The sequence below is a fragment of the Bradyrhizobium quebecense genome, from assembly GCF_013373795.3.
Classification (GTDB): domain Bacteria; phylum Pseudomonadota; class Alphaproteobacteria; order Rhizobiales; family Xanthobacteraceae; genus Bradyrhizobium; species Bradyrhizobium quebecense.
Genome location: NZ_CP088022.1, coordinates 6892998 through 6915458, shown reverse-complemented (window position 1 = coordinate 6915458; position 22461 = coordinate 6892998). Strand labels below are relative to the sequence as shown.

Annotated in this window: 21 protein-coding genes; 7 read left to right on the top strand and 14 right to left on the bottom strand. The window is 64.9% G+C overall.

From position 1 onward, the window contains the following. The first annotated feature begins 20 nt into the window (after positions 1 to 20). From HU230_RS33160 to HU230_RS33150, 3 genes are read left to right on the top strand one after another with little or no spacing between them, the layout of a single operon-like run. Complete coding sequence (locus HU230_RS33160; RefSeq protein WP_176534564.1) at positions 21 to 1082, top strand: type III polyketide synthase; 1062 nt, start codon at positions 21 to 23, stop codon at positions 1080 to 1082. Next, positions 1079 to 1591 carry an isoprenylcysteine carboxyl methyltransferase family protein gene (locus HU230_RS33155; RefSeq protein ID WP_176534565.1) on the top strand — a complete coding sequence of 171 codons (513 nt, stop codon included), beginning with the start codon at positions 1079 to 1081 and terminating at the stop codon, positions 1589 to 1591. Before HU230_RS33160 ends, HU230_RS33155 begins: the two co-directional genes overlap by 4 nt. Next, positions 1588 to 3156: a DHA2 family efflux MFS transporter permease subunit gene (locus tag HU230_RS33150; protein WP_176534566.1), complete on the top strand. Its 1569-nt coding sequence runs from the start codon at positions 1588 to 1590 to the stop codon at positions 3154 to 3156. The genes HU230_RS33155 and HU230_RS33150 overlap by 4 nt, the downstream gene beginning before the upstream one ends. Here HU230_RS33150 and HU230_RS33145 read toward each other — a convergent pair. The 3 genes from HU230_RS33145 to HU230_RS33135 all read right to left on the bottom strand — a co-directional run bounded on the left by HU230_RS33145 (position 3153) and on the right by HU230_RS33135 (position 6495). Continuing rightward, positions 3153 to 3905 (bottom strand): sulfate transporter family protein, encoded by a 753-nt coding sequence (locus HU230_RS33145; RefSeq protein WP_176534567.1) that lies wholly within the window; start codon positions 3903 to 3905, stop codon positions 3153 to 3155. The two genes, HU230_RS33150 and HU230_RS33145, sit on opposite strands and share 4 nt — an antisense overlap. Before the next feature lie 149 nt (positions 3906 to 4054). Further along, positions 4055 to 5467 carry an MFS transporter gene (locus HU230_RS33140; RefSeq protein WP_176534568.1) on the bottom strand — a complete coding sequence of 471 codons (1413 nt, stop codon included), beginning with the start codon at positions 5465 to 5467 and terminating at the stop codon, positions 4055 to 4057. A 155-nt stretch (positions 5468 to 5622) separates the two neighbouring features. Beyond that, a complete protein-coding gene (locus HU230_RS33135) occupies positions 5623 to 6495 on the bottom strand; it encodes a LysR family transcriptional regulator (protein ID WP_176534569.1) in 873 nt (290 codons plus the stop codon). A 171-nt stretch (positions 6496 to 6666) separates the two neighbouring features. On the opposite strand from HU230_RS33135, the gene HU230_RS33130 reads away from it, so the two are divergent. Both HU230_RS33130 and HU230_RS33125 read left to right on the top strand, forming a co-directional pair. Beyond that, the gene (locus HU230_RS33130) at positions 6667 to 7836 is read left to right on the top strand and encodes a CaiB/BaiF CoA transferase family protein (RefSeq protein ID WP_176534570.1); all 1170 of its coding nucleotides are present in this window, start codon (positions 6667 to 6669) and stop codon (positions 7834 to 7836) included. Between the two features lie 7 nt (positions 7837 to 7843). Beyond that, the gene (locus tag HU230_RS33125) at positions 7844 to 8791 is read left to right on the top strand and encodes a hydroxymethylglutaryl-CoA lyase (RefSeq protein WP_176534571.1); all 948 of its coding nucleotides are present in this window, start codon (positions 7844 to 7846) and stop codon (positions 8789 to 8791) included. 62 nt (positions 8792 to 8853) lie between these two features. Here the strand turns inward: HU230_RS33125 and nikR are convergent, their stop codons facing one another. The 3 genes from nikR to HU230_RS33110 all read right to left on the bottom strand — a co-directional run bounded on the left by nikR (position 8854) and on the right by HU230_RS33110 (position 12101). Beyond that, positions 8854 to 9387 carry a nickel-responsive transcriptional regulator NikR gene (gene nikR, locus HU230_RS33120; RefSeq protein WP_338077315.1) on the bottom strand — a complete coding sequence of 178 codons (534 nt, stop codon included), beginning with the start codon at positions 9385 to 9387 and terminating at the stop codon, positions 8854 to 8856. A gap of 54 nt (positions 9388 to 9441) precedes the next feature. Beyond that, positions 9442 to 11040 carry a glycosyltransferase family 39 protein gene (locus HU230_RS33115; protein ID WP_176535307.1) on the bottom strand — a complete coding sequence of 533 codons (1599 nt, stop codon included), beginning with the start codon at positions 11038 to 11040 and terminating at the stop codon, positions 9442 to 9444. Positions 11041 to 11219: 179 nt separating this feature from the next. Next, complete coding sequence (locus tag HU230_RS33110; protein WP_224943831.1) at positions 11220 to 12101, bottom strand: YiiX/YebB-like N1pC/P60 family cysteine hydrolase; 882 nt, start codon at positions 12099 to 12101, stop codon at positions 11220 to 11222. 198 nt (positions 12102 to 12299) lie between these two features. On the opposite strand from HU230_RS33110, the gene HU230_RS33105 reads away from it, so the two are divergent. Then, complete coding sequence (locus HU230_RS33105; protein ID WP_176534572.1) at positions 12300 to 13709, top strand: flavin monoamine oxidase family protein; 1410 nt, start codon at positions 12300 to 12302, stop codon at positions 13707 to 13709. Positions 13710 to 14206: 497 nt separating this feature from the next. Here the strand turns inward: HU230_RS33105 and HU230_RS33100 are convergent, their stop codons facing one another. From HU230_RS33100 to pheS, 5 genes are all read right to left on the bottom strand, one after another. Beyond that, a complete protein-coding gene (locus HU230_RS33100; protein WP_176534573.1) occupies positions 14207 to 15151 on the bottom strand; it encodes an MBL fold metallo-hydrolase in 945 nt (314 codons plus the stop codon). A 29-nt stretch (positions 15152 to 15180) separates the two neighbouring features. Beyond that, positions 15181 to 15957 (bottom strand): sulfite exporter TauE/SafE family protein, encoded by a 777-nt coding sequence (locus HU230_RS33095; RefSeq protein ID WP_176534574.1) that lies wholly within the window; start codon positions 15955 to 15957, stop codon positions 15181 to 15183. 181 nt (positions 15958 to 16138) lie between these two features. Continuing rightward, the gene (gene pheT / locus HU230_RS33090; protein ID WP_176534575.1) at positions 16139 to 18547 is read right to left on the bottom strand and encodes a phenylalanine--tRNA ligase subunit beta; all 2409 of its coding nucleotides are present in this window, start codon (positions 18545 to 18547) and stop codon (positions 16139 to 16141) included. Further along, complete coding sequence (locus HU230_RS33085; RefSeq protein ID WP_224943828.1) at positions 18544 to 18978, bottom strand: endonuclease domain-containing protein; 435 nt, start codon at positions 18976 to 18978, stop codon at positions 18544 to 18546. Before HU230_RS33085 ends, pheT begins: the two co-directional genes overlap by 4 nt. A gap of 182 nt (positions 18979 to 19160) precedes the next feature. Continuing rightward, positions 19161 to 20243, bottom strand: a complete 1083-nt coding sequence (gene pheS, locus HU230_RS33080; protein ID WP_176534577.1) for a phenylalanine--tRNA ligase subunit alpha — start codon at positions 20241 to 20243, stop codon at positions 19161 to 19163. A 195-nt stretch (positions 20244 to 20438) separates the two neighbouring features. On the opposite strand from pheS, the gene HU230_RS33075 reads away from it, so the two are divergent. Further along, entirely contained in the window at positions 20439 to 20849 is a 411-nt protein-coding gene (locus tag HU230_RS33075) for a hypothetical protein (RefSeq protein WP_176534578.1), read from the top strand. Between the two features lie 2 nt (positions 20850 to 20851). On the opposite strand, the gene rplT is transcribed toward HU230_RS33075, so the two are convergent. The 3 genes from rplT to infC form a co-directional block, all read right to left on the bottom strand. Continuing rightward, positions 20852 to 21211: a 50S ribosomal protein L20 gene (gene rplT, locus HU230_RS33070; protein WP_029081033.1), complete on the bottom strand. Its 360-nt coding sequence runs from the start codon at positions 21209 to 21211 to the stop codon at positions 20852 to 20854. 77 nt (positions 21212 to 21288) lie between these two features. Then, complete coding sequence (rpmI, locus tag HU230_RS33065; RefSeq protein ID WP_008539890.1) at positions 21289 to 21489, bottom strand: 50S ribosomal protein L35; 201 nt, start codon at positions 21487 to 21489, stop codon at positions 21289 to 21291. A 306-nt stretch (positions 21490 to 21795) separates the two neighbouring features. Next, entirely contained in the window at positions 21796 to 22335 is a 540-nt protein-coding gene (gene infC / locus HU230_RS33060; RefSeq protein ID WP_092126381.1) for a translation initiation factor IF-3, read from the bottom strand. Positions 22336 to 22461: the final 126 nt, after the last annotated feature.

Below are 22461 nucleotides of genomic sequence, written 5' to 3'. Positions count from 1 at the left end.
GCGGGAGAACGGGAGCCACGATGATCGAGACCAAGCAGACCGCCGCGCTTGTTTCCATGGCGACGGCGGTTCCATCGCATCTATTCCATCAGGGACAAGTCCTGCAGGCCGCGCGCGACCTTCTCGCCGACCGCTATCCGGAGTTCGACACGCTCTCCAGCCTGTTCGCCAACACCGGCATCCAGCATCGCTACGGCGTGAAGCCGATCGAGTGGTATCTCGAACGGCGCGGCTGGCCGGAGCGAACGCAGGCCTTCCTGGAAGGCGCGGAGGCGCTGTTCGTCGATGTCGCCCGCAAGGCGTTGACCCGTGCCGACCTGACCGGCAGCGACATCGATATCGTGGTCACGGTGTGCTCGACAGGCATCGCCACGCCGACGCTGGAGGCGCGCGTCGCCGGCAAGCTCGGCTTGCGGACCGATGTGTCGCGCGTGCCGGTGTTTGGCCTCGGCTGCGCGGGCGGCGTGTCGGGCCTGTCGATCGCGGCGCGGCTGGCACAGGCGGAGCCAGGCGCGAATGTGCTGCTGGTTGCGCTCGAACTCTGCACGCTCGCAGTCCGCCATGATGAGCTCACCAAGGCGAATATCGTCGCGGCCAGCCTGTTCGGCGATGGCGCCGCCGCGATCGTGCTGCGCGCCGGAGACGGCGGCGCGACGCGGATCGAGGCGGCCGGCGAAAAGCTGTGGCCGGATACGCTCGGCATCATGGGCTGGACGGTCGATCCGGAAGGATTCGGCGTCGTCTTTCAGCGCACCATTCCGGATTTCGTCCGCGACCATGTTGGACCGGCCGTTGCCGAAATTCTGGCGCGGATGGAGCTGACGGCCGATGACATCGATCGCTTCCTCTGCCATCCCGGCGGCTCCAAGGTCATCGCCGCCCTGGAGCGGGCGCTCGCGCTCGATCAGGGCACGCTCGATCACGAACGCGACGTCATCGCGGCTTGCGGCAACATGTCGGCCCCGACCGTTCTCTTTGTCCTCGAACGCGCCCGTGCCAGCGGCTTGCCGGCGCGCTCGCTGCTCACGGCGCTCGGGCCCGGCTTCACGCTTAGCTGCGTCGCGCTCAGGCACGCGGCATGAGCTTCGCTTCGGTCATCCTTGCGCTGGTGACGCTGCAGCGTCTCGGCGAGCTCGTGCTGGCGCGGCGCAACACGGAGCGGCTGCTGGCGCGCGGCGCGATCGAGGTCGGCGCCAGGCATTACCCGCTCATTGTGCTGGTTCACGCCGGCTGGCTGACCGCGCTGTGGATCTGGGGCCGCAACCAGGATGTCAACCTGGCCGCGCTCGCGGCCTTTCTCCTGCTGCAAGGCTTGCGGCTGTGGATCCTCGCCACACTCGGACCGCGATGGACCACGCGGATCATCGTCTTGCCGGGCACGCCGCTGGTCGCATCCGGGCCGTACCGGCATTTCCCGCATCCAAACTATGCCGTCGTCGTCGGTGAGATCGCGCTGCTGCCGCTTGCACTGCATCTGCCGGTGCCAGCGCTGATCTTCACCGTGCTCAATCTCGCGGTGCTTGCGATCCGAATTCGCGCCGAGAGCCGTGCTTTCTCGGTTGCGGATTGGCCGCGCGTCAGCACGCCATGAGCGGCCGGGCGGAGCATCGCACCGACAGCCCATCGGCGGCGACCTGGGCAGGCTTCCTCCTGATGTGCTTCGGCATGTTCATGGCGATCCTCGACATCCAGGTCGTCGCGACGTCGCTGCCGACGATCCAGCGCGCGCTCGCGATCTCGCCTTCCGCGATGAGCTGGATCCAGACCGCCTATCTGATCGCGGAGGTGATCGCGATCCCGCTGCCCGGATTGTTCACCCATGCGCTGTCGTTGCGATGGCTGTTCGCGATCGCCGTGAGCCTGTTCACCATCGCCTCGGTCGGTTGCGCCTTCAGTGGCGGCTTTGCCGTGCTGTTGGTGTTTCGCGTGCTGCAGGGATTTTCCGGCGGCGTCGTGATCCCTGCGGTGTTCTCTGCCGTGTTCACGCTGTTTCCGGCGCGGCTCCATGCGGTAGCCACCACGATCGGCGGCGTCGTCGCCGTGCTCGCACCGACCGTTGGACCGGTCGTCGGCGGCTGGATCACGCAGACCTGGTCGTGGCCTTGGCTGTTCCTGATCAACCTGGTTCCGGGAACGATTGCGGCCACGGTCACGCCGTTGCTGCTGCCGAAGCAGGGCGTGAATCTCCGCGGGTTCGCCAGACTGGATAAATCGTCGCTGGTCCTGCTGGCAGCGGCGCTCGCAAGCCTCATGATCGGTTTGAAGGAAGCGCCGCAGCGTGGCTGGGTCTCGATGCCGTGCCTGAGCCTGCTGATCGGAAGCATGGCCGGAATGGCGCTGCTGATCCGGCGCACGATCCGCGCGGCGGATCCGATCGCGCGATTGACCCTGTTCAGGCGGCGTTCGTTCGCGATCGGTTGCGCCCTGAGCTTCTGCCTCGGCATCGGCCTGTATGGATCGACCTATCTGATGCCGGTCTTCCTCGGCTTCGTCCGCCGCCATGATGCCTTCGAGATCGGCTCCATCATGCTGGTCACGGGGGTTGCGCAGCTGATCGCCGCGCCATTGGCGGCAATCCTCGAAAGCCGCGTCGGCGCGCTTTTGTTGACTGCTACAGGCTTCGCCTTGTTCGCGCTCGGTCTCGGCTTGAGCGCCTTTCAGCCGCGCACCGCGGATTTCGGCGAGATGTTGTGGCCGCAGATCGTGCGCGGTGTCGCGATCATGTTCTGCCTGCTGCCGCCGACACGCATTGCGCTGGGCACTCTGCCGGAGGCGGAGGTTGCCGACGCCAGCGGGTTGTTCAACCTGATGCGCAATCTGGGTGGCGCGATCGGGATCGCCTTGATCGACACCATCCTCTACGGCCGAAGCCCAATTTATGGTGAGGATTTTCGTGCACGCCTGCTGGCAGGTGATCTCAACGCGGCACAGGCGATCGGCCTCGATCCAATGTTGCTGATCAACCGTCCGCCGGGTCCGCCGGACGACGCGACGGTGGCGTTTATCCGGCCGCTGGTCGAGCGAGCATCGCTCGCACTCAGCGTCAACGAGGCATGGGCGATGCTCGCCTGCGTGGCGATCGTCGGGCTTCTGCTGGTGTTATTCGCGCGCGATCGGACGCCTGCACCACTGCCGGTGCCTCGGGACGCGGCCTAGATCGAGGATACGTTGCTTCGCCGCGCCGGCTCGATCAGCTCGCGCCGCGGGCCTGACAGGCGCTTGTACATGTGCACCATGAACGCCATCCCGAACAGCGGCGTCGCCAGATTGACGATCGGGATCGACACAAAGGCGGCGATGAACAGGCCGGCGGTGAACACGGTCGCCGCATTCTCCTTGCGCATCGCCTTGGCGTCCTCTGGCGAGCGGAAGCGCATCGCGGCGAGCTCGAAATATTCGCGGCCGAGCAGCCAGGCGGTCGCGATGAAGAAGATGATGAAGCCCGCGCCCGCGAACAGCACGAACGGCAGTGCGACCAGGTAGACCAGGATCGTCAGCAGCGCGGTCTTGACGCCCTCGATGGTCGCGAGCGTCACCGGCAACGCCGTGCCGGGATGGTCGGCCGGATAGTGCTCGCGCTCGACATGGTCGGCGACGTCGTCGACAAACAGGCTGGCCACCAGCGAGGTGATCGCGGGCATCAGGAAGATGCCGCCGAGCACGACGCCGAGGCCCGCCGAGATCGAGATGATCCAGGACAGCACGTGCAGGGTGGAATGGAAGTTGGGGCCGAGCATGCCTTCGGCCCAGACCTCGCCGGTGTCGGCAAACCAACCCAGCAGCCGCTGCAATCCGATTGCGAGCACGATGATCAGCACCAGTGCAAGCCCGATCGAACGCCAAAGGATCGTGCGCATCGGCGGCGACAGGATTTGCGAAAGCGCCTTGACGGCGGCGTCGAACATGACTGGGTTACCTCTGCAAAATGACGAGCGAGAGGTAGCCACCCAATATGGCTTCGGCAAGTGCCGCTTGTGTCGCGGTCACAGCCTTTTCGAGCGAAGTCCGCCCGCACTCGATGCGGGGTGGACTCCGGTTCGCGTCAAGAAACGCTTTAGGCGTCGAGCGGCTTGCCGCGGACGTTGGGCCCCCAGACACCGATCGTAATAATTACGATCACCATCGCCGCGGTGATCAGGCCGAACACCCCGCTGACGCCGGCCTCCTTCAACATGAACGCCACGATGAAGCCGGAGAAGGTCGCGCTGAGCCGGCTCATCGAATAGACGAGGCCCGCCGCGCGCGCCCGGATCGCGGTCGGGAACACCTCGGTCTGATAGGCGTGATAGGCATAGGACAGCGTCATGTTGGCGCCGGTCACCAGCACGCCGCTGGCGATCAGGAGCATCGGCTCGGTGAGCTGCGCGAAGGCGAGGCCGAACACCGAGATCGCGGCGGCCGCGCCGCAAATGATCCATTTGCGCTCGAAGCGGTCGGCGAAGGTTGCGGCCAGCAGCGGCGCGAGCGGATAGGCGAAGGCGATAATGAAGGAGTATTGCAGGCTCTTTGTGATGTTGATGCCCTTCTCGACCAGCAGCGCCGGAACCCAGTTGGAGAAGCCGTAGACGCCGAACGCCTGGCACAGATTGAAGATCATGAAGAGCACGACGAGCGAGGCGTAGGGCGGCCGGAACAAATCGGCATAGCCGGTCTCGACCGGCGCACGTGCCGGCGCCATCGCGGCTTTAACGGCAGGACGTGGCGCGGCCGCAGGCGATGAGGTCTCGAGCGTCCGCATGATCTTCTCGGCCTCGGCAAGGCGGCCATGCCGGGCCAGCCAGAGCGGGCTCTCCGGCACGTAGAGCCGCAGCACCCAGATGATCATGCTGGCGGCGGCGCCGATCAGCACCACCCAGCGCCAGCCATCGATGCCGTAAGGCGAGAGCGGCACCAGCCACCACGACAGCGCGGCGACGATCGGCACCGCCGACAGCATCACCGCCTGGTTGATTGCAAAGGCCCGGCCGCGCATCCAGCTCGGCACCAGCTCGGTGATGTAGGCGTCGATGGTGATGACCTCGATGCCGATCCCGATTCCGGCGATGAAGCGCCACAGCAGCACGCCGCCAGGCGTGGTCTGGCACGCCATAATCACCGACGCCGCGCTGTAGAACAGCAGTGAATAGGTGAAGACGGCCTTGCGCCCGTAGCGATCGGCGAGGAAGCCGAGGCAGAAGGTGCCGATGAACAGGCCGGCGAAAGTTGCCGCGACGAAGGCGCCGATCCCGGAGAAGCCGAAGAAGGCCTGCGTCGTCGTGGTCATCAGCCCGCTACGGGCGAGGCCCGGCGCGATATAGCCGGTGAAGAACAGATCGTAGATTTCGAAGCAGCCGCCGAGCGAGAGCAGGATCACCAGCCGCCAGACGTAGCCGGAGGTGGGCAGCGCCTCGAGCCGCCGCGAGATCTCGTCCGGTCCGCTTGTCGTGTTGGCAAGATCGGCAACCGAGCCGAGTTCGACGGCGCTCATGATGGTCCTCCCCGAATGGTCCAATGGCCGCCTTTCTTGCGAAGGCGTGCCGGTTGCGCATGTTTGGCAGCCGGGTGCCAGAAATCCAGACGAACATATCGAAGGAATCGTTCGATATTTTCGATAGCGCTGTTTCTGATGCGCTTGAAAGCGCCTTAGATCAGCAGCGTCGCCTCCCACGCGCCACGCCCGACCTGTTCAGCGATCAGGGAGCGGATCAGCCGGCACATCTCCTCCATCACATAGGTCATCGGCCGGTTGCGCAAGCGGCAGAGATAGAGCGTGCGGCTCAGCCTGGGTTCGATCACCTCGCGTGCGACCAGCAAGCGCGCTTTCAATGGCTCGCTGACGAAATGCGTCGTCGCGATCGTGCAGCCGAGGCCCGCGGTCAAGGCACCGATCATCCCGCTGGTTGAATTGAGGTGCAGGATTGCATTGGCCTCCAGCCGCTTCAGCGGCACGGGGTCGTCCAGCAGGGCGCGGGCCGACAGGCCGTGCCGCAGCAGGATCAGCGGCAGTTGGGCCACCTGCTCGAACGTGATCGGCCCCTTCTTGCCGATCAGCTTCTCGGTGCCGACGCAGAACATCTGCTCCTCCAGCACCGGCTCGGCGATCAGGTCCTTTTCCGACGGCGGATTGTAGACCAGCGCGAGGTCGACATCGGAGCTCATCAAATGCAGCAGCGTCGCGCCGGAGAGACTCTCGGTCAGCGACAGCTTCAGGTTCGGATACTTCGCCAGCACGGTCCGCATCAGCGGCACGCCGATCGCCTTCATGCCGGAATTGGCCATGCCGATCGAGATCTCGCCGGCAATTGCGCTGCCGCCTTCCTTGATCTCGCGCTCGCCCGCCGCGGTCGGTTCCATGCCGCGCGGCTTGCGCTCGAACAGCGGCGTGGCGAATTCCGCCTCGAGATTGGCGATGTGGTGGCTGAGCGCTGATTGCGCGACATTGGCCTGATCCGCCGCCCGCGACAGGTTGCGTTGCTCGTAAACCGCGATGAAATAGCGAAGCTGGCGCGAATCCATTGGGGTTCTGCGTTCTAGAACGACGAATGCACTATTCGACAGATTATATTTTTCAGATCGCGTGCGGAAGCCTAACCTGCGCCGATCACAAAGCGTTTTCGAGCGAAGTGGGTACCGGTTCGCGTGAAGAAAACGCGTCTGAACAAGAGTGCAACGAGCACGGAGAAACCGATGACCGGGAGCGGACTGCCGCTGGAAGGCGTGAGGGTCGTCGAGATGACCCACATGGTGATGGGGCCGACCTGCGGAATGATCCTGGCGCAACTCGGCGCCGAGGTGATCAAGGTTGAACCGCCCGCCGGCGACAAGACCCGCTCGCTCGGCGGCATGGGCGTCTCGTTCTTCCCGCTGTTCAATCGCGGCAAGCGCAGCGTCGTGCTCGATTTCGCCAAGCCCGAGGACCGCGACACCATGCATCGGCTGCTCGCCGGCGCCGACGTGTTCCTGGAGAATTTTCGTGATGGCCAGCTCGACAAGCAGGGGCTTGGCGCAGACGAGCTGCGCACGAAATATCCGCATCTGATCATCGCCGGCCACAAGGGCTTTCTCTCCGGCCCCTACGATCATCGCCCGGCACTCGACGAGGTCGTGCAGATGATGTCGGGGCTTGCGGCGATGACCGGCACGCGCGACAAGCCGCAGCGCGTCGGCTCTTCCGCCAACGACATCATGGGCGGCATGTTCGGCGTGATCTCGATCCTCGCCGCGCTCTATCAGAAGCGTGGCGGCAACCGGAATGGCGCCGACATCCGCATCGGCCTGTTCGAGAACTGCCTGTTCTTGGTCGCCCAGCACATGGTCGAGTACGAGATGACCGGGCGCAAGCCGCGCTCGATGCCGGAGCGCGAGCATGCCTGGCCGATCTACGACATCTTCGATGCCGCCGGCGGCGACCGCATCTTCATCGGCGTCGTCACCGAAGGCCATTGGCAGAGCTTCTGCCGCGAGTTCGGCCTGACGGAATTCGCCGACGATCCGACGCTGCGCTCGACCACGGACCGTATCATGGCGCGCGACCGGATCATTCCGCGCGTCGCCGAGGTGATCAAAGGCTGGAACGTCGCCGACCTCTCGGCCAGGCTCGACGCGCTCAACATCTGCTTCTCGCCGATCAACCGGCCGGAGGATCTGCTGCAGGATCCGCATGTGCTGCGGCCGGGTGGGCTCGTCAACAATGTCAACGCCGACGGCAAGCCGTTCCGCGTTCCGGCGCTGCCGGTCGAATGGAACGGCAGCCATATCGGCGAAGGCCTGAAAGTGCCGGTGCTGGGCGCCGATACCGATGCGGTCCGCGCCGAACTCGCACAACAGAAGATTTCATCAACCGGAAACGCTGCGTGAGGCTGATATGACCCGCATCCACGATATCTATCCCAACGACAAGGTGAGCCTGCGCGAGGTCGGCCTGCGCGACGGCCTGCAGCTCGTGAAGACATTCCCGTCGACCGCCGCGAAGCAGCGCTGGGTGCGCGACGAATATGCCGCCGGCGTCAGGCATTTCGAGGTCGGCTCGTTCCTGCCGGCCAAGACTTTCCCGCAATTCGTCGATGTGCGCGATGTCATCGCAACCATTGCCGCGCTGCCCGGCGCGCACGGTGTCGCGCTGGCGCTGAACGAGCGCGGCGTCAACGAAGCGCTGGCCTCGGGTGTCGCCGAGATCGCCTCGGTGGTGTCGGCGACCGAGGAGCACAGCCAGGCCAATGCCAACCGCTCGCGCGAGTCGGCGATCGAGAAGATCAAGCGCCTCTGTGAATTGCGCGACGCCAGCGCGCACAAGCCGCTCGTCAATGCGGCGATCTCGATGGGGCTCGGTTGCTCGATCGTGGGTGCGGTCGATCCGAAGGAGGTGCTGCGCCTCACCGAGAAGCTCTATGAGGTTGGCGTCGACATGGTCGCGATCGCCGATACCGTCGGCTATGCCGGGCCGAAGCAGGTCGGCGAACTGACGCGCGGCGCGGTGAAGATCGCCGGTTCCAAGCCGGTCTGCGTCCATCTGCACGACACCCGCGGCATGGGCATCGCCAATGCCTCCGCGGCGCTCGACGAGGGCGCCCGCGTGCTCGACGGCTCGCTCGGTGGCCTCGGCGGCTGCCCGTTCGCGCCGGGTGCCACCGGCAATGTCGTGTTCGAGGATCTCGTCTTCCTCTGCGAGAGCAAGGGATTTCCGACCGGCATCGATCTCGACCGCCTCATCGAGGTGCGCGCGATCCTGAAATCCGAGATGCCGAACGAGCAGCTCTATGGCGGCCTCGCCCGGGCCGGCCTGCCGCGCGGCGCCAAGGCGAAGGCGGCGTAGCGAATTTATCTGCGTAGCCCGGATTGCGCTGCGCTCCATCCGGGCTACGCAGCAGCGCAAGCTCAATCATGCCTGTCCCCGTGCCCCCGCTTGCGCGGCTTCTTGTTCGCGGCCGTCGGGATCATCACGACGCGGCCGTAACGCACCCCGCGCTCGGCGATGATGTGGTCGGCGAAATGGCGGACCTCGCAGCTGGCGCCCTTCAGCGCGGTCACCTCCATGCAGCTGTCGTCGTCGAGATGGACGTGCAGCGTCGCCAGCGACAGGTCGTGACGGCCGTGGAAATTCGGCACCAGCCGCTTCGACAGGTCGCGCGCGGCGTGATCGTAGACATAGACCAGCGCCGCGACGCATTGCCCTGACGGCGCGTCTTCCGCGCTTTGCTGCAGACCGGCGCGCGCGAGGCCGCGGATGATCTCGGAGCGGTTCTGATAGCCGCGCGCCTCGGCAGCGGCGTCGATCTCCGCGAGCAGATCGTCCTCGATGGTGATGGTGATGCGTTCCTCAATCTCTTCAACGCGCAAACCAACCAGATCGAATATGACTATCTGTCGCGGCTGCCGGGCGAACCGATCGACGGCGTCGCCGATCGTCATGAGCTTCCCGCCGAGCCGCTTGCCGTGCGTCTGACGCTGGCGGCGACGTTCTGATCAGTCGCGCGCGCGGCGGCTCGAGCTGAAATCCTCGACATCGGGCTGCGCAGGGGGTGTCTCGCGATAAGGCGGTACGATCAGCATCACGACCCGCCGTGTCCGGCCGCGCCTGCCCAGCAGCGTCGCCTGGGCATCAAACTCGGAGCGAAAGACGTCGGTCGCGCGCAACGTCGTCCGCTCCATCCAGCTCAGGCAATCCGTCTGGTCGGCGAAGCACAATGCGGCCCAGCCGCGATCGAGCGTGGTCTTGCGCGGCAAGCCCCAAGTGTACTGATAGGCGAACGGTCGGGCATAGTGCGGATGGTCCGGACTGTAGAAGGCGGCAGCGAAAGCGAGCGCGTCGTCGCCGCTGACGGCGGCGAGCGGTGTCCCGGCCGCATCGCGCCATCGCGCGGTGAGCTCCGCCGCGGCGGCGTGATAGAAGTCGCGGCCTTCTTCATAGCCGTAAGCATTGCGATAGAGGGCATGGATCGGAGCGCCGACGGTGACGGCGAGAATGGCGATCCCGGCCACCATGACGGCCAGGTTGACCGCGTAGAAGCGCTCGATCGGGTAGCTTGTTGCGCACACGATCAGAACCACGAACAGGAAGAGACCCTGCACCGCCCAGAGCGACGGCAGGTCGGTGCCGATCGCGAGCGAGACGATCACCGGAAACAGGATGGTCCCGATTGCGACCAGCAGCAGCAGACGGAGTCCGGGGTTCATCGCGCGGAAATCGGCCGGCAGCCGCGCCAGCCGCGAGCCGGCAATGAACACCCAGGTCACCGCCGGGATCGCGAGCGCCGCGATCAGGCCCGTGATGAAGTAGGTGACTTCCCATAGCGCGGCGACATGATCGGCGCCGGCATGCGCGAGCGCATAATCGAACGGCGTTGCCCCTGTGGTGGCGAGCCAGTGCAGATGCGGGCCAAGCACGAGCATGCCGGCCAACGCCGAGATCCAGGGCGAGGCCGACAGCAGATAGCGGCGGCGATCCGGATGCAGCACGGCTGCGAAGACGAAGCTCGCGACCAGGAAGATCGAATAATATTTGCCGAGCATCGCCAGTGCGCACGCCGCACCCGCCGCGATCGCCCAGCCGAGCTGCCTGAGCGCCTCGAACGCACGCAGGAAGCAGTAAGTTGCCAGCGGCCAGGCTGCCAGCAGCACCGTGTTCGCATTGAAGCGCTGGGCGTGGAATTGATAGACCGGCAGCAGCATCAACAGCAGCAGCACGATCGCCCGCTTCTCGCCGCGGACAAAGCGGCGGGCAATCAGGTCAACCGCCCACAGCGCCACCGCTGCGTTGACCATCGCCATCAGTTGCAGCGACCAGTCGGTCAGGGGGAAGATCGCCGTCCATCCCCGCGTGATCCAGCCCATCAACGGCGGATGCTTGGGATATCCCCATGCGAGGTGCCTGCCGAGCGTCCAGGTCTCGAGCACATCGGGGTGCAGGCCGGCGCCGAGATAGGCGATGACCAGATACGCAGTCCAGATCGCGACAAAGAGGACGAGCAGAATCGGGATCGACCACCCGGTCTCGATTCCCTCCAGCCATTTGATCAATGGACGGCGCCAGCGCGCCGGGTCCTGCTCCGACGCGGCAGCCATCGCCGAGAAACTGATGAACGAAAGCACCGTAAAACTACCGAATGAAAGCAGGCTTGAAGCGCGCCCACCCTAGTGATGCGAGAGCGAGAACTCAACGACGAAGCCGGATGACGAGACGAATTCCAGATCGGGCTCGACGCTGCCAGCGCTCGACATGTCGAGCCTGACGCCTGCGGCCGTCACACCGGTGCGGTTTCCGGCGCGGTCACTTCCGCAGCCGGAAGCGCCGCCTCTTCGTCAATCGCTTCAGGAGCAAGCGGCGGCGACTTGTACTCTGGAAACACACTGAATTCGCCCGCTACCTCCTGGAGCGGCTTCTGCTTGTCGGCCCAGTGCAGGGCCGTGTAGTCGAAACCGTGCACGATGGTGGGTTTGACGATCTCGAAATAGGGCGAGATGTCGAAATCGCGCGGCATGTAGAGCGAGGAATCGCGGATGTGCAGGATCTCGCGGCGCGCCTTGCGGCTGGCAGCACGCGTGATCTTGGGCAGGATCGGATAGCGCACGGCGTCGAATGCCTGCGCGATCAGCGCCGAACAGATGATCTTGGTCGGATCGCCGGAGCCAAATGCGATCATCCGGCGCCGCCAGCGCTGCGGGATCGGCAGCGGAAACAGATAGCGCGCGAGATCGACGATGTTCTTGGTGTCGTAGCCGAAGCCGATGCGGTTGATGGCGTAGCGGCACACCGTGGTGCGGTCCTCGAAGGACAGCCCGACCGGCCGGCAGAGGCGGGTGTGATAGGACAGGTATTTCGAAAGCGGCGCGGAGGTCACGCCGTCGCCGATATTGGCCTCGATCAGCACATGCTGTTCGCCGTCAGGCTCGAACGCGCCGTCGATCGGTCCAACGAAAAGCGCGGCATGCGACCAGGTCGATTGCGTGAGGTATTTGATGATACCGGAGATCCGGTTGTTGCCCTCGACCAGCAGCACATCGCCGGGCTGCATGATGCTCCGCAGATGGTCCGGGTCACTCGGCGTGAACGGCTCGTAACCGGGGACCTCCTTCTGCAGGTACCCCGCGATCCATTTACCGACGGTATCGAGCATTACGCCCATGGATTCCCCCCAGCGGTTCTACGACCGCTTCCGTTCACTTAATCATGGTCGCAAGCCGTTGCAATTTAGTTCATGCCATCGGCGGATCAATCATGATTGATTTACCATGATGGTTGCTGCGGTCGGTGAGATGCGGCACAGTTCGCGAAGCGTTCCCATTCTCCGCAAGTCCCCGGAAACCATGCCAGAAGCTATGTCATGACAGTGACCCGCCGCGATTTCCTGTCGGCGTCCGCAGCTCTGGCGCTGGCGCCCGTGCTGGGCGGCCGGGTTGTCGCTGCGCCGCTGCCGCGCGAGGCCGACATCGTGGTGATCGGCGCGGGGGCCGCGGGCATTGCCGCGGCGCGACGGATTGTTGCCGCGAACCGCAAGGTGATTGTGGTGGAGGCGTCCGGCCAGGTCGGCGGGCGCTGCCAGACCGATGCATCGACCTTCGACGTGCCGTTCGACCGCGGTGCGCGCTGGATGCACAATCCCGAAACCAATCCGATGATCCGGCTGGCGCGCTCCGCGGGCTTCGACATCGTCACCGCGCCCGCAGGCCAGAAGATTCGCATCGGCCGGCGCTACGCCCGCCCCGGCGAGACCGAGGAGTTTCTGGCGGCGCTGGTGCGCGCCAATCGCGCCATCGACGACGCCTCGCGCAAGGCCGATATCGCCTGCGCCGCGGCAATGCCGAAGGATCTCGGCGATTGGGCTGGCACTGCGGAATTCCTGCTCGGCGCCAATTTCAGCGGCAAGGATCTGAAGGACCTTTCGGCCGTCGACAAGGTGCGCGCGCAGGATCGCAACACCGCGATCGCCTGCCGGCAGGGGCTCGGCGCGCTGATCGCGAAGCTCGGCGAGCAGCTTCCGCTGGCGCTCTCGACACCTGCGCAGCGCATCCTGTGGAGCAATCGCGACGTGATGGTCGAGACGCCTGTCGGCAAAATCACCGCGCGCGCGGCCATCGTTACGGTGTCGAGCAACGTGCTCGCGAGCGGCAATATCAAGTTCGCGCCCGATATCCCGAAGCGCGCGCTCGATGCCGCCGCCAAGCTCGGCCTCGGCAGCTACGATCGCATCGCGTTGCAGATCCCCGGCAATCTGCTCGGGCTGTCGCGCGACGACGTCATCATCGAGCAAAGCAATTCGACCAGGACGGCGCTGCTCTACGGCAATATCGCGGGCTCCTCGCTGTGCACGATCGACGTCGCAGGCTCGTTCGGCCGCGACCTGTCCGCGCAGGGCGAGAAGGCGATGACTGCTTTCGCGGTGGAATGGCTGACCAAGCTCTACGGCAGCGAGGTCGGCGCTGCCGTGAAGAAGACCAGCGCGACGCGCTGGAATGCACAGCCCTTCATCCTCGGCGCGATGTCGTCGGCAGCCCCCGGCGCGCAATTCTCCCGCAGGATCCTGTCCGAGCCGATCGGCGCGATGTATCTCGCGGGCGAGGCCACGCACGAGACGCTGTGGGGCACGGTCGACGGCGCCTGGGAAAGCGGCGAGCGCGCAGCCGATGCCGCGCTGCGCAGGATCGGCGGGGTGAAGGATGCGACGCCGGAGCCCGCAGCGCCAGCCGCAAAACACAAGCGCCGCGCGCCTCGCTCCGCCGGGCCGATGAATTGATGGCTGTGTGAGATCAGGCATCGCGATCTGACAGGCTGGCAGAACGAGGCCGCCGAGCAACAGGTGTCGTCCCGGCGAAAGCCGGGACCCCTAACCACCGAACCATGTTATCGAAGTGAGCTGGAGCCCCAGCGTGGCGTCGCAATGACCATTGGTGTTTATGGGTCCCGGGTCGCGCGGAGCCTGTCATCGGGCGGCGCTTCGCGCCGACCCGTTGGCTTGCCCGGGACGACGCGGAATTTGTTTCACGACCCGAGAGTCATACATCCGCATTCTCGCGACATGATTTGGCCTCCGGTAAACCGAAATATTCTTGCTGCGGGGGCTTGCGCCGTCGGGCAACTCAGTAATTGGGGGGCGGTGACTCTCTCTCTCTCTCTCCCTTCATTCCGGGTGTGCGAAGCACGAGCCCGGAATCCATATCGAATGTGCGCCCCGATGGATGGATTCCTCGCTTCGCGAGCCCTGGAATGACGAGCGCAGAGAGTTTCGCCGGCTCACACCGGCAGCTTCAGCTCCATCAGATCCTTGGCCACCACGATCCGGCCCTTGAAATTCGTCTTCACGTCCCTGGTCCAGTCGTCGTCGGTGACATCAGGGTCGTCGCCGGGGACGAAGTGGCTCAGCACCAGTGTCTTTACGCCGGCGGCGGCTGCGATGCGGCCGACGTCTTCGGTCGAGGTGTGGCTGTCGAGCAGATGCTTCTTCAGCGTCGCGCCGTTCTTGGTCTTTGCCACCAGCCGATCGACCGCGGGAATGTAGAGGCATTCATGCACCAGCACGTCGGCACCCTCAGCGAACTCGGCAAGCTTCGGATTGTAGGCGGTGTCGCTGGAGAACACGATCGTGCCGTCCGGCGTCTCGAACTTGTAGGCGAAGTTGTCGACGATGGGCGGATGCGGCGTGCGGAACGCCGTGACGGTGACGTCAGGCGTCTTCAGCACCACGCCGTCGTTGGTGATGTCTTTGGCGATCAGCAGCTTGCGTGGATCGGGCCGGCCTTCGTCCGCGATCCGCGTCTCGACGTCGATCTTGTTCAGCTCCCAATATTCCTTGGTCATCGCCTCGATGCCCTTGGGACCGAACGAATGGATCGGCGTCGAGAGGCCGGCCGCCCAGGCGTTGTAGAACAAATTGCCGTATTCCAGATTGTGATCGGAATGGTGGTGGCTGATGAAGATGTACTTCACGGAGGGGATCGGCACGCCGGCGTTGACCAGCTGCCGGCTGACTCCCATGCCGCAATCGATCACGAACGGCGTGTCGTTGACGACGACGAGATTGGCCGGATTGGAAGCGCCGATGCCGACCCGCGGTCCGCCCTTGGTGCCGAGGAACACGATTCGCGTGCGCGCTCTTGTGCCCTGCGCGCGCACCGCCGGTGCCGCGAGCATAGCAGCGCTGCCGAGCGCCAGTTTCAATGCATTGCGGCGGTCGATCATCGGTTCTCTCCCTGATTATTTTCTGGACCCTACCCGCCGCGCAAAATGCCATCAAGCGCCGGCAGGCCGACGATGACGGCCGCCGCGATCAGCTCGTAGCAGATCGCGCGAAATACCTGCTCGCTGGCCTTGCCGAACAGCGAAGCGCCGAACCAGACGCCGATGCCGTAGATCGGGCCGACGATCAGCGAGAACTTGACCGATTCGATCGTGATCAATCCGGTGAACCAGTAGCTGACCAGCGAGAAGAAATCCGAGGCGCCGAAAAACAGCACGATGTTGGCGCGCGAGATCACCGACGAGATCGGGCGTCCCAGCCAGTAGGCGACGATCGGCGGGCCGCCGGTCTGCGCAAGGCCGCTGCAGAAGCCGGAGAGGCCGCCGACGCCGATCGAGAGCGCGGCGTGATCCTTGCCGTGATAGCGCCAGCCCGACAGCAGCAGCGCGAGCAGCGCCGCGACGAAGCAGGAGATGATCCAGCGCGTCGTCACCGGCTCGAGCACCGTCAGTAAATAGGTGCCGACGGGAACGCCGACCAGCGCGCCGGCGACCATGACCGCGGTCGCCTTGCGGTCGGCATGGGTCCAGGCGTTCGGCAGCAGCGGCGCCGCCGCCACGAAGTCGATGATCAGCAGCAGCGCCGCCACCAGCCTCGGCGCCGCCACGCTGCTTGCGAGCGGCATGAAGATCAGTGCTGAGCCGAAGCCCGAGAAGCCGCGCGCCGTGCCCGACACGAACGCAATCGCGCAGATCGCAAGTGCGATGCTGGTCGAGATGTCGGAGGGGAGGAGGGTGAGGGAGGTCATGGGAGGCGTCACTTACCTCGCCCCGCTTGCGGGGAGAGGTCGAAATTCAAGCACAGCTTGAATTTCGGGTGAGGGGGAGTCTCCGCAAGCAACTATCACCGTACACGTGGAGAAAGCCCGTCACCCCAACCCTCTCCCCGTAAGAACGGGGCGAGGGAGCAATCCATCGTCTGCGTCGACATCACGCCCGCAGCGTGCCGCCGGTCTTCTTCGTCACCTCGGCGACGACCTTGGCGGCGATCGTGTCGATCTCCTGGTCGGTCATCGTCTTCTCGCGCGGCTGGATCGTCACCGCGATTGCGATCGACTTTTTGTCGGGATCGATGCCCTTGCCTTCATAGACGTCGAACACGGTGACGTCGGTGATCAGCTTCTTGTCGACATTCTGCGCCGCGCGGACAATGTCGCCCGCCTTGACGCTGCGATCGACGATGAAGGCGAAGTCGCGTGACACCGGCTGGAACGCCGAGAGCTCCAGCACCGGCTTGGCGCGCGTCGCCCGCTGCTTGCCTTGCCGGACGCGATCAAGGATCACCTCGAACACGATCATCGGGCCGTCGGCGCCGAGCGCCTCGGCCGCACGCGGATGCAATTCGCCGAAGGTGCCGAGCACGTTCTGCGGGCCGATCTGGATGGTGCCGGAGCGCCCCGGATGCAGCCAGGCGGGACCGCCCGGGACAATCTGCAGCGCCTGCATCGGCGCGCCGGCGGCCGCCAGCAGGGCGAAGGCATCGGCCTTGGCATCCATCGCGTCCGCCGTGGCCGAGCCGGTCCAATGCCGCCCGATGCCCTTCGACGAGGCGTAGCCATGGCGTACGCCGGAGGCAGCCACGAGCTGGTCCTCGGGTCTGTCGCCGCGGAACACCTGGCCGACCTCGAACAGCGCGACATCGGGATAGCCGCGGTTGATGTTGGCCTGAGCCGCCGCGACGAGGCCGGGCAGCAGGCTCGGCCGCATGTCGGAGAGATCGGCCGCGATCGGGTTGGCAAGCACCAGCTCGCTCTGGCCGCCGCCGAACAGTTTTGCCGCGTCGTTGGTGATGAACGACCAGGTCACGGCCTCCACCATGCCGCGGACGCCGAGCGCGCGCTTGGCGCGGCGGGTGCGCAGCTGCATCGACGTCAGCACCGGCTTGCGCGGCTCCTCGCCACGCTCGAACGGCGTCATCGGCACCTTGTCGACGCCGACGATGCGCACGATCTCCTCGACGATGTCGGCCTTGCCCTGCACGTCGGTGCGCCAGGACGGGATCGCGATCTTCACGACAGGGCCGTTGCCGGCCAGCATGAAGCCGAGCCGGGTCAGGATCAGCTTCACTTCGACCAGCGGGACCTCGATGCCGGCGAGGCGCTTCACCTCGCTGAGCGGAAAATCGATGATGCGATCCTCGCCGAACTGCTTGCCGACCACGACGTTCTCGGACGGCGTGCCGCCGCACAGCTCCAGCACCAGCTTGGTCGCGAGCTCGAGCCCGGGAACCATGAAGGCCGGATCGACGCCGCGCTCGAAGCGGTAGCGTGCGTCCGAATTGATGCCGAGCTTGCGGCCGGTCTGCGCGATGTTGATCTCGTTCCACAGCGCCGATTCGATCAGCACATCGGTGGTGTTGTCGTCGCAGCCCGAGGCCTCGCCGCCCATGATGCCGGCGAGCGACTCGACGCCGTGCTCATCCGCGATCACGCAGACATTGCTGTCGAGCGTGTAGGTGCGGCCGTCGAGCGCGAGCAGGGTCTCGCCGTCTTTCGCGCGGCGTACGGTGAGGTTGCCCTTAACCTTCTTGGCGTCGAACACGTGCAGCGGACGCGCGCGGTCGTAGGTCATGAAGTTGGTGATGTCGACCAGCGCGTTGATCGGGCGCAGGCCGATCGAGGTCAGCCGCTGCTGCAGCCATTCCGGCGACGGACCGTTCTTCACGCCGCGCACCAGCCGCAGCGCGAAGCCCGGACACAGCGCGGCGTCTTCCACCTTCACCTGAACCGGGCAGGGGAATTCGCCCTTGATCGGCCTGATGCCCGGGTCCCTGAACTTGCCCATGTCGGCGGCGGACAGATCGCGCGCGATGCCGTGCACGCCGGTGCAGTCCTGCCGGTTCGGCGTCAAATTGATCTCGATGACGGGATCGCCGAGCCCGGCCCAGTCGGCATAGCCCTTGCCGAGCGGCGCGTCCGCCGGCAATTCCATGATGCCGTCGTGGTCTTCGGAGATCTGCAATTCGGCCGCCGAGCACAACATGCCGCGGCTCTCGACGCCGCGGATGGTGCCGACGCCGAGCGTGATGTCCTTGCCCGGGATGTAGGTGCCGGGCGGCGAGAACACGCTGACCAGCCCGGCGCGCGCATTCGGCGCACCGCACACCACCTGCACCGGCGCGCCGCCGTCGCCGGTGTCGACCATGCAGACGCGCAGCCGGTCGGCATTCGGGTGCTGCTCGGCCGAGATCACGCGCGCGATGGTGAACGGCGCGAGCGCCTTCGCCTTGTCCTCGATGTTCTCGACCTCGAGCCCGATCATGGTGAGCTTGTCGGCGAGCTTGTCGAGCGGCTCGTCGGTCTCGAGATGTTCCTTCAGCCAGGAGAGGGTGAACTTCATGACGATGACTTCTCCGGTCCCCTCTCCCGCTTGCGGGGGAGGGTCAGGGTGGGGGCTCTCTCCGCAATGGCAGCGGCGATTGTTTCAAGGACGCCTGCTCGGTTTGTCATGACGTCGAGATTGCTGAAGCGAAGCACTTTGACGCCTCTCGCTTCGATGACGGCCGAGCGCGCGGCATCGGCGCGTTCGCCCTGGTCTGAAGAATGCTGGCCGCCGTCGAGTTCGATCACCAGCTTTGCGGCATGGCAGACGAAATCTGCGATGTAGTTGTCGATCGGCACCTGTCGGCGGAAGGTTGCGCCGTTCAGACGCTTGCCGCGCAGTTCCGACCAGAGCATTCGCTCCACATCGGTCGAGTTCTTGCGAAGTGCGCGGGCGTTGGACCGGAGTGTACCGGACACCTTCCAATCCGGATGCTCGGGATCGACCATCGGCAGCCCCATTGTGGAGAGACCCCCACCCCAGCCCTCCCCCGCAAGCGGGAGAGGGAGTCCGACCATCCGCGGCGATGGAGTCTTCGTATCCACTTGAACAAGTCCTATCCATTCCCTCCCCCGCTTGCGGGGGAGGGTTAGGGTTGGGGCTTTCTCCACGGTGGGAACGAAGTCCAAGCTCACGTACTCAATCCTCCCGCGATCGTCGGGATGTCGAGCGGCTTGAAGCCGTAGTGGTTGAGCCAGCGGATGTCGTTCTCGAACAGCTGCCTGAGATCGGCGATGCCGTATTTCAGCATCGCGATGCGATCGATGCCCATGCCCCAGGCGAAACCCTGGTAGACGTCGGGATCGATGCCGCAGGCGCGCAGCACGTTCGGATGCACCATGCCGCAGCCGAGGATCTCCATCCAGTCCTCGCCCTCGCCGAAGCGGATCTCGCCCTTGTCGCGGCGGCACTGGATGTCGACCTCGAGCGACGGCTCGGTGAACGGGAAGAACGACGGCCGGAACCGCATGTTGATGTGGTCGACCTCGAAGAACGCCTTGCAGAACTCGTGCAGGATCCATTTGAGGTGGCCAAGATGCGAGCCCTTGTCGATCACGAGGCCCTCGACCTGGTGGAATTGCGGCGTGTGGGTCGCGTCCGAGTCGATGCGATAGGTGCGGCCCGGGCAGATCACGCGGATCGGCGGCTTCTGGGTCAGCATGGTGCGCACCTGCACCGGCGAGGTGTGGGTCCGCAGCAGCATGCGCGAGCCGTCCTCCTTCGGATTGAAGAAGAAGGTGTCGTGCATCTCGCGGGCCGGATGGCCGATCGGGAAGTTCAGCTTGGTGAAGTTGTAGTCGTCGGTCTCGATGTCGGGACCTTCGGCGACCGCAAAGCCCATGTCGGCGAAGATCGTGGTGAGCTCGTCCCACACCTGGCTCAGCGGATGGATGCGGCCGGTCTCCGCCGGCGTCTCGCGCAGCGGCAGCGTGACGTCGATGGTCTCGGCGGCAAGGCGTGCATCGAGCGCGGCCGCTTTCAGCACATCGCGCCTGGCCGCGAGCGCCTGCGTCACCGCGTCCTTGGCGAGGTTGATCCTGGCGCCCTCGGTCTTGCGCTCCTCTGGCGACATCTTGCCGAGGGTGGCAAGCAGGGCCGAGATCGAGCCCTTCTTGCCGAGCGCCGAGACGCGCACCGCCTCGAGGGCGGTCTCGTCAGCGGCCGAGGCGATCTGGTCGAGGATGGATGTTTCGAGCGTTGCGAGGTCGGACACGGTCAATTCCTGCGCTGAGCATGATCCGGCGGGAAGAGCCATCTTCCGAACCATGCGCCAAAATTCGGCTGGGTTGTCGCCGCCCGAAGGCCGTAACGTCAAGCAAAAAGCCGGTCATTTCGGGCTTGTGGCCGGCGGCATTGAACCCCGCGCGGAGGTCGGGCTACCCAAGGGGAGTTCAAGGAGACCCACGCGATGTTGCTGCGATCTTGCCTGGCCGTGCCAGCGGTCCTGTTCATGCTCGGCACGGCGTATGCCGCGACCGAGGAATGTCCCGCCAAATCGACCCAGATGGACGACATCATCGCGGTGCTGGAGAAGGCGCCGAGCTGCAACCGCGCGATGAAGATCTTCGAGGCGTGCGAATACGGCGCCAGCGGAGACGTCCAGTTCGGTGCCGTGGTCGAGAAGAAATGCGAGGCGGACTTCCGGTCCGGCCTCAAGGGCGCGCCGAAGCGGGCGTATCAGCACGAGATGCAGGTCTGCGACCGCAAGTACCGGAATGAATCCGGCACCATGTACATCTCGTTTACGGCGTTCTGCCGGGCGCAGGTCGCCCAGCGCTATTCGCAGAAGGCGCTGAAAGCGGGCCCGAAAGCCCGCTAGGATCAGGCAGCCAGCGCGGCCTTGGCCTTCTCGGCGATCGCCTGGAACGCAACCGGCTCGTGGATCGCGAGATCCGACAGCACCTTGCGGTCGACCACGACGCCCGACTTGGAGAGGCCGTTGATGAACACGCTGTAGGTCATGCCGAACGGACGGACCGCGGCGTTGATGCGCTGGATCCAGAGCGCGCGGAAGGTGCGCTTCTTGCGCTTGCGGTCGCGGAAGGCGTACTGGCCGGCCTTTTCGACGGCCTGCTTGGCAGTGCGGATGGTGTTCTTGCGGCGGCCGTAATAGCCCTTGGCGGCCTTGAAGACTTTCTTGTGCTTGGCGTGAGAGGTCACACCGCGTTTGACGCGAGACATGACTGATATCCTTGAGATCTAGAAGAAGTGACGGGGCGCCGCGCTTCAGGCGGCCGGGTTCAAGCGGAGGAGCGCGATCAGGCGTTCGGCAAGAAGTACTTCTTGACGTTGTCGCCGTCGGTCTTGAACAGCACGCGGGTGCCGCGGAGCTGACGGATCTGCTTCTTCGTCCGCTTGATCATGCCGTGGCGCTTGCCGCGCTGGGCGTGCATGACTTTGCCAGTGGCAGTCACCTTGAAGCGCTTTTTAGCGCCCGACTTGGTCTTCAACTTGGGCATTTAGCTCTCCTGTCGCCCAACACGAATATCGCCCAAAGAGGCGTTCGGCCGGCTAAAATGCTCGTTAGAGCGTTGAAAGTGCTATGGTTTTTTCCGAATTGAAAGAACCTGCACTGAACGTCGCCACGGCAGCCCTTGATCAGCCGGGCGGCGAAGGCCCGGCTTATGACAGAGGATCGGCGGTTTTGCAACGTTTCAGGTAGCTAAACTACGGAACCGTAGCCCGGATGAAGCCCCCCAGACACGAAACGGCCCGCCAGAGGGTCTGACGGGCTGCTCCATTTTCAGCAAAGCGACAAACTCGAATTAGCGCGGCGCCAGCACCATCACGACCTGGCGGCCTTCGAACCTCGCGTCCTGCTCGACCTTGGCGAACTCGGCAACGTCGGCCTTCACCTTGTCCAAGAGCTTGGTGCCGATCTCCTGGTGCGCCATCTCACGACCGCGGTAGCGCAAGGTGATCTTGACCTTGTCGCCTTCCTCGAAGAAGCGCTGCATCGCGCGCATCTTCACGTCATAGTCGTGATCGTCGATCATCGGGCGGAGCTTGATCTCCTTGATCTCGACGACCTTCTGCTTCTTGCGAGCTTCGGCGGCCTTCTTCTGCGCGGAATATTTGTACTTGCCGTAGTCCATGATCTTGCAGACCGGGGGACTGACGTTCGGCGAAATCTCGACGAGATCCATGCCGGCTTCCATGGCCATCTTGATGGCCACCATGGTTTCGACGGTGCCCTGGTTGACACCATCTGAATCAATCAGCTGGATCTGCGCGTTGCGAATCTCATCATTGGTGCGCGGCCCGTCTTTTGCGACTGTGGGCGGGGCTCTATTGGGACGGCGAATGGGTAACTCTCCAAAGTTGTGAAAGGGAAGGCGGATATTTTGAAGCAAGACGCTGCGACGGGCAAGCGAACTTGCTCTTTTACGCGGCAAAACCGTCAATTGCGAGGCATTTTGGCCACGCCCGGC

What these genes read in the sequence shown, in the direction of transcription:
- HU230_RS33160 (WP_176534564.1), top strand. Translation starts at nt 21, where the DNA reads ATGATCGAGACCAAGCAGACCGCCGCGCTTGTTTCCATGGCGACGGCG.
- HU230_RS33155 (WP_176534565.1), top strand. Translation starts at nt 1,079, where the DNA reads ATGAGCTTCGCTTCGGTCATCCTTGCGCTGGTGACGCTGCAGCGTCTC.
- HU230_RS33150 (WP_176534566.1), top strand. Translation starts at nt 1,588, where the DNA reads ATGAGCGGCCGGGCGGAGCATCGCACCGACAGCCCATCGGCGGCGACC.
- HU230_RS33145 (WP_176534567.1), bottom strand. Translation starts at nt 3,905, where the DNA reads ATGTTCGACGCCGCCGTCAAGGCGCTTTCGCAAATCCTGTCGCCGCCG.
- HU230_RS33140 (WP_176534568.1), bottom strand. Translation starts at nt 5,467, where the DNA reads ATGAGCGCCGTCGAACTCGGCTCGGTTGCCGATCTTGCCAACACGACA.
- HU230_RS33135 (WP_176534569.1), bottom strand. Translation starts at nt 6,495, where the DNA reads ATGGATTCGCGCCAGCTTCGCTATTTCATCGCGGTTTACGAGCAACGC.
- HU230_RS33130 (WP_176534570.1), top strand. Translation starts at nt 6,667, where the DNA reads ATGACCGGGAGCGGACTGCCGCTGGAAGGCGTGAGGGTCGTCGAGATG.
- HU230_RS33125 (WP_176534571.1), top strand. Translation starts at nt 7,844, where the DNA reads ATGACCCGCATCCACGATATCTATCCCAACGACAAGGTGAGCCTGCGC.
- nikR (WP_338077315.1), bottom strand. Translation starts at nt 9,387, where the DNA reads ATGACGATCGGCGACGCCGTCGATCGGTTCGCCCGGCAGCCGCGACAG.
- HU230_RS33115 (WP_176535307.1), bottom strand. Translation starts at nt 11,040, where the DNA reads ATGGCTGCCGCGTCGGAGCAGGACCCGGCGCGCTGGCGCCGTCCATTG.
- HU230_RS33110 (WP_224943831.1), bottom strand. Translation starts at nt 12,101, where the DNA reads ATGGGCGTAATGCTCGATACCGTCGGTAAATGGATCGCGGGGTACCTG.
- HU230_RS33105 (WP_176534572.1), top strand. Translation starts at nt 12,300, where the DNA reads ATGACAGTGACCCGCCGCGATTTCCTGTCGGCGTCCGCAGCTCTGGCG.
- HU230_RS33100 (WP_176534573.1), bottom strand. Translation starts at nt 15,151, where the DNA reads ATGATCGACCGCCGCAATGCATTGAAACTGGCGCTCGGCAGCGCTGCT.
- HU230_RS33095 (WP_176534574.1), bottom strand. Translation starts at nt 15,957, where the DNA reads ATGACCTCCCTCACCCTCCTCCCCTCCGACATCTCGACCAGCATCGCA.
- pheT (WP_176534575.1), bottom strand. Translation starts at nt 18,547, where the DNA reads ATGAAGTTCACCCTCTCCTGGCTGAAGGAACATCTCGAGACCGACGAG.
- HU230_RS33085 (WP_224943828.1), bottom strand. Translation starts at nt 18,978, where the DNA reads ATGGTCGATCCCGAGCATCCGGATTGGAAGGTGTCCGGTACACTCCGG.
- HU230_RS33075 (WP_176534578.1), top strand. Translation starts at nt 20,439, where the DNA reads ATGTTGCTGCGATCTTGCCTGGCCGTGCCAGCGGTCCTGTTCATGCTC.
- rplT (WP_029081033.1), bottom strand. Translation starts at nt 21,211, where the DNA reads ATGTCTCGCGTCAAACGCGGTGTGACCTCTCACGCCAAGCACAAGAAA.
- rpmI (WP_008539890.1), bottom strand. Translation starts at nt 21,489, where the DNA reads ATGCCCAAGTTGAAGACCAAGTCGGGCGCTAAAAAGCGCTTCAAGGTG.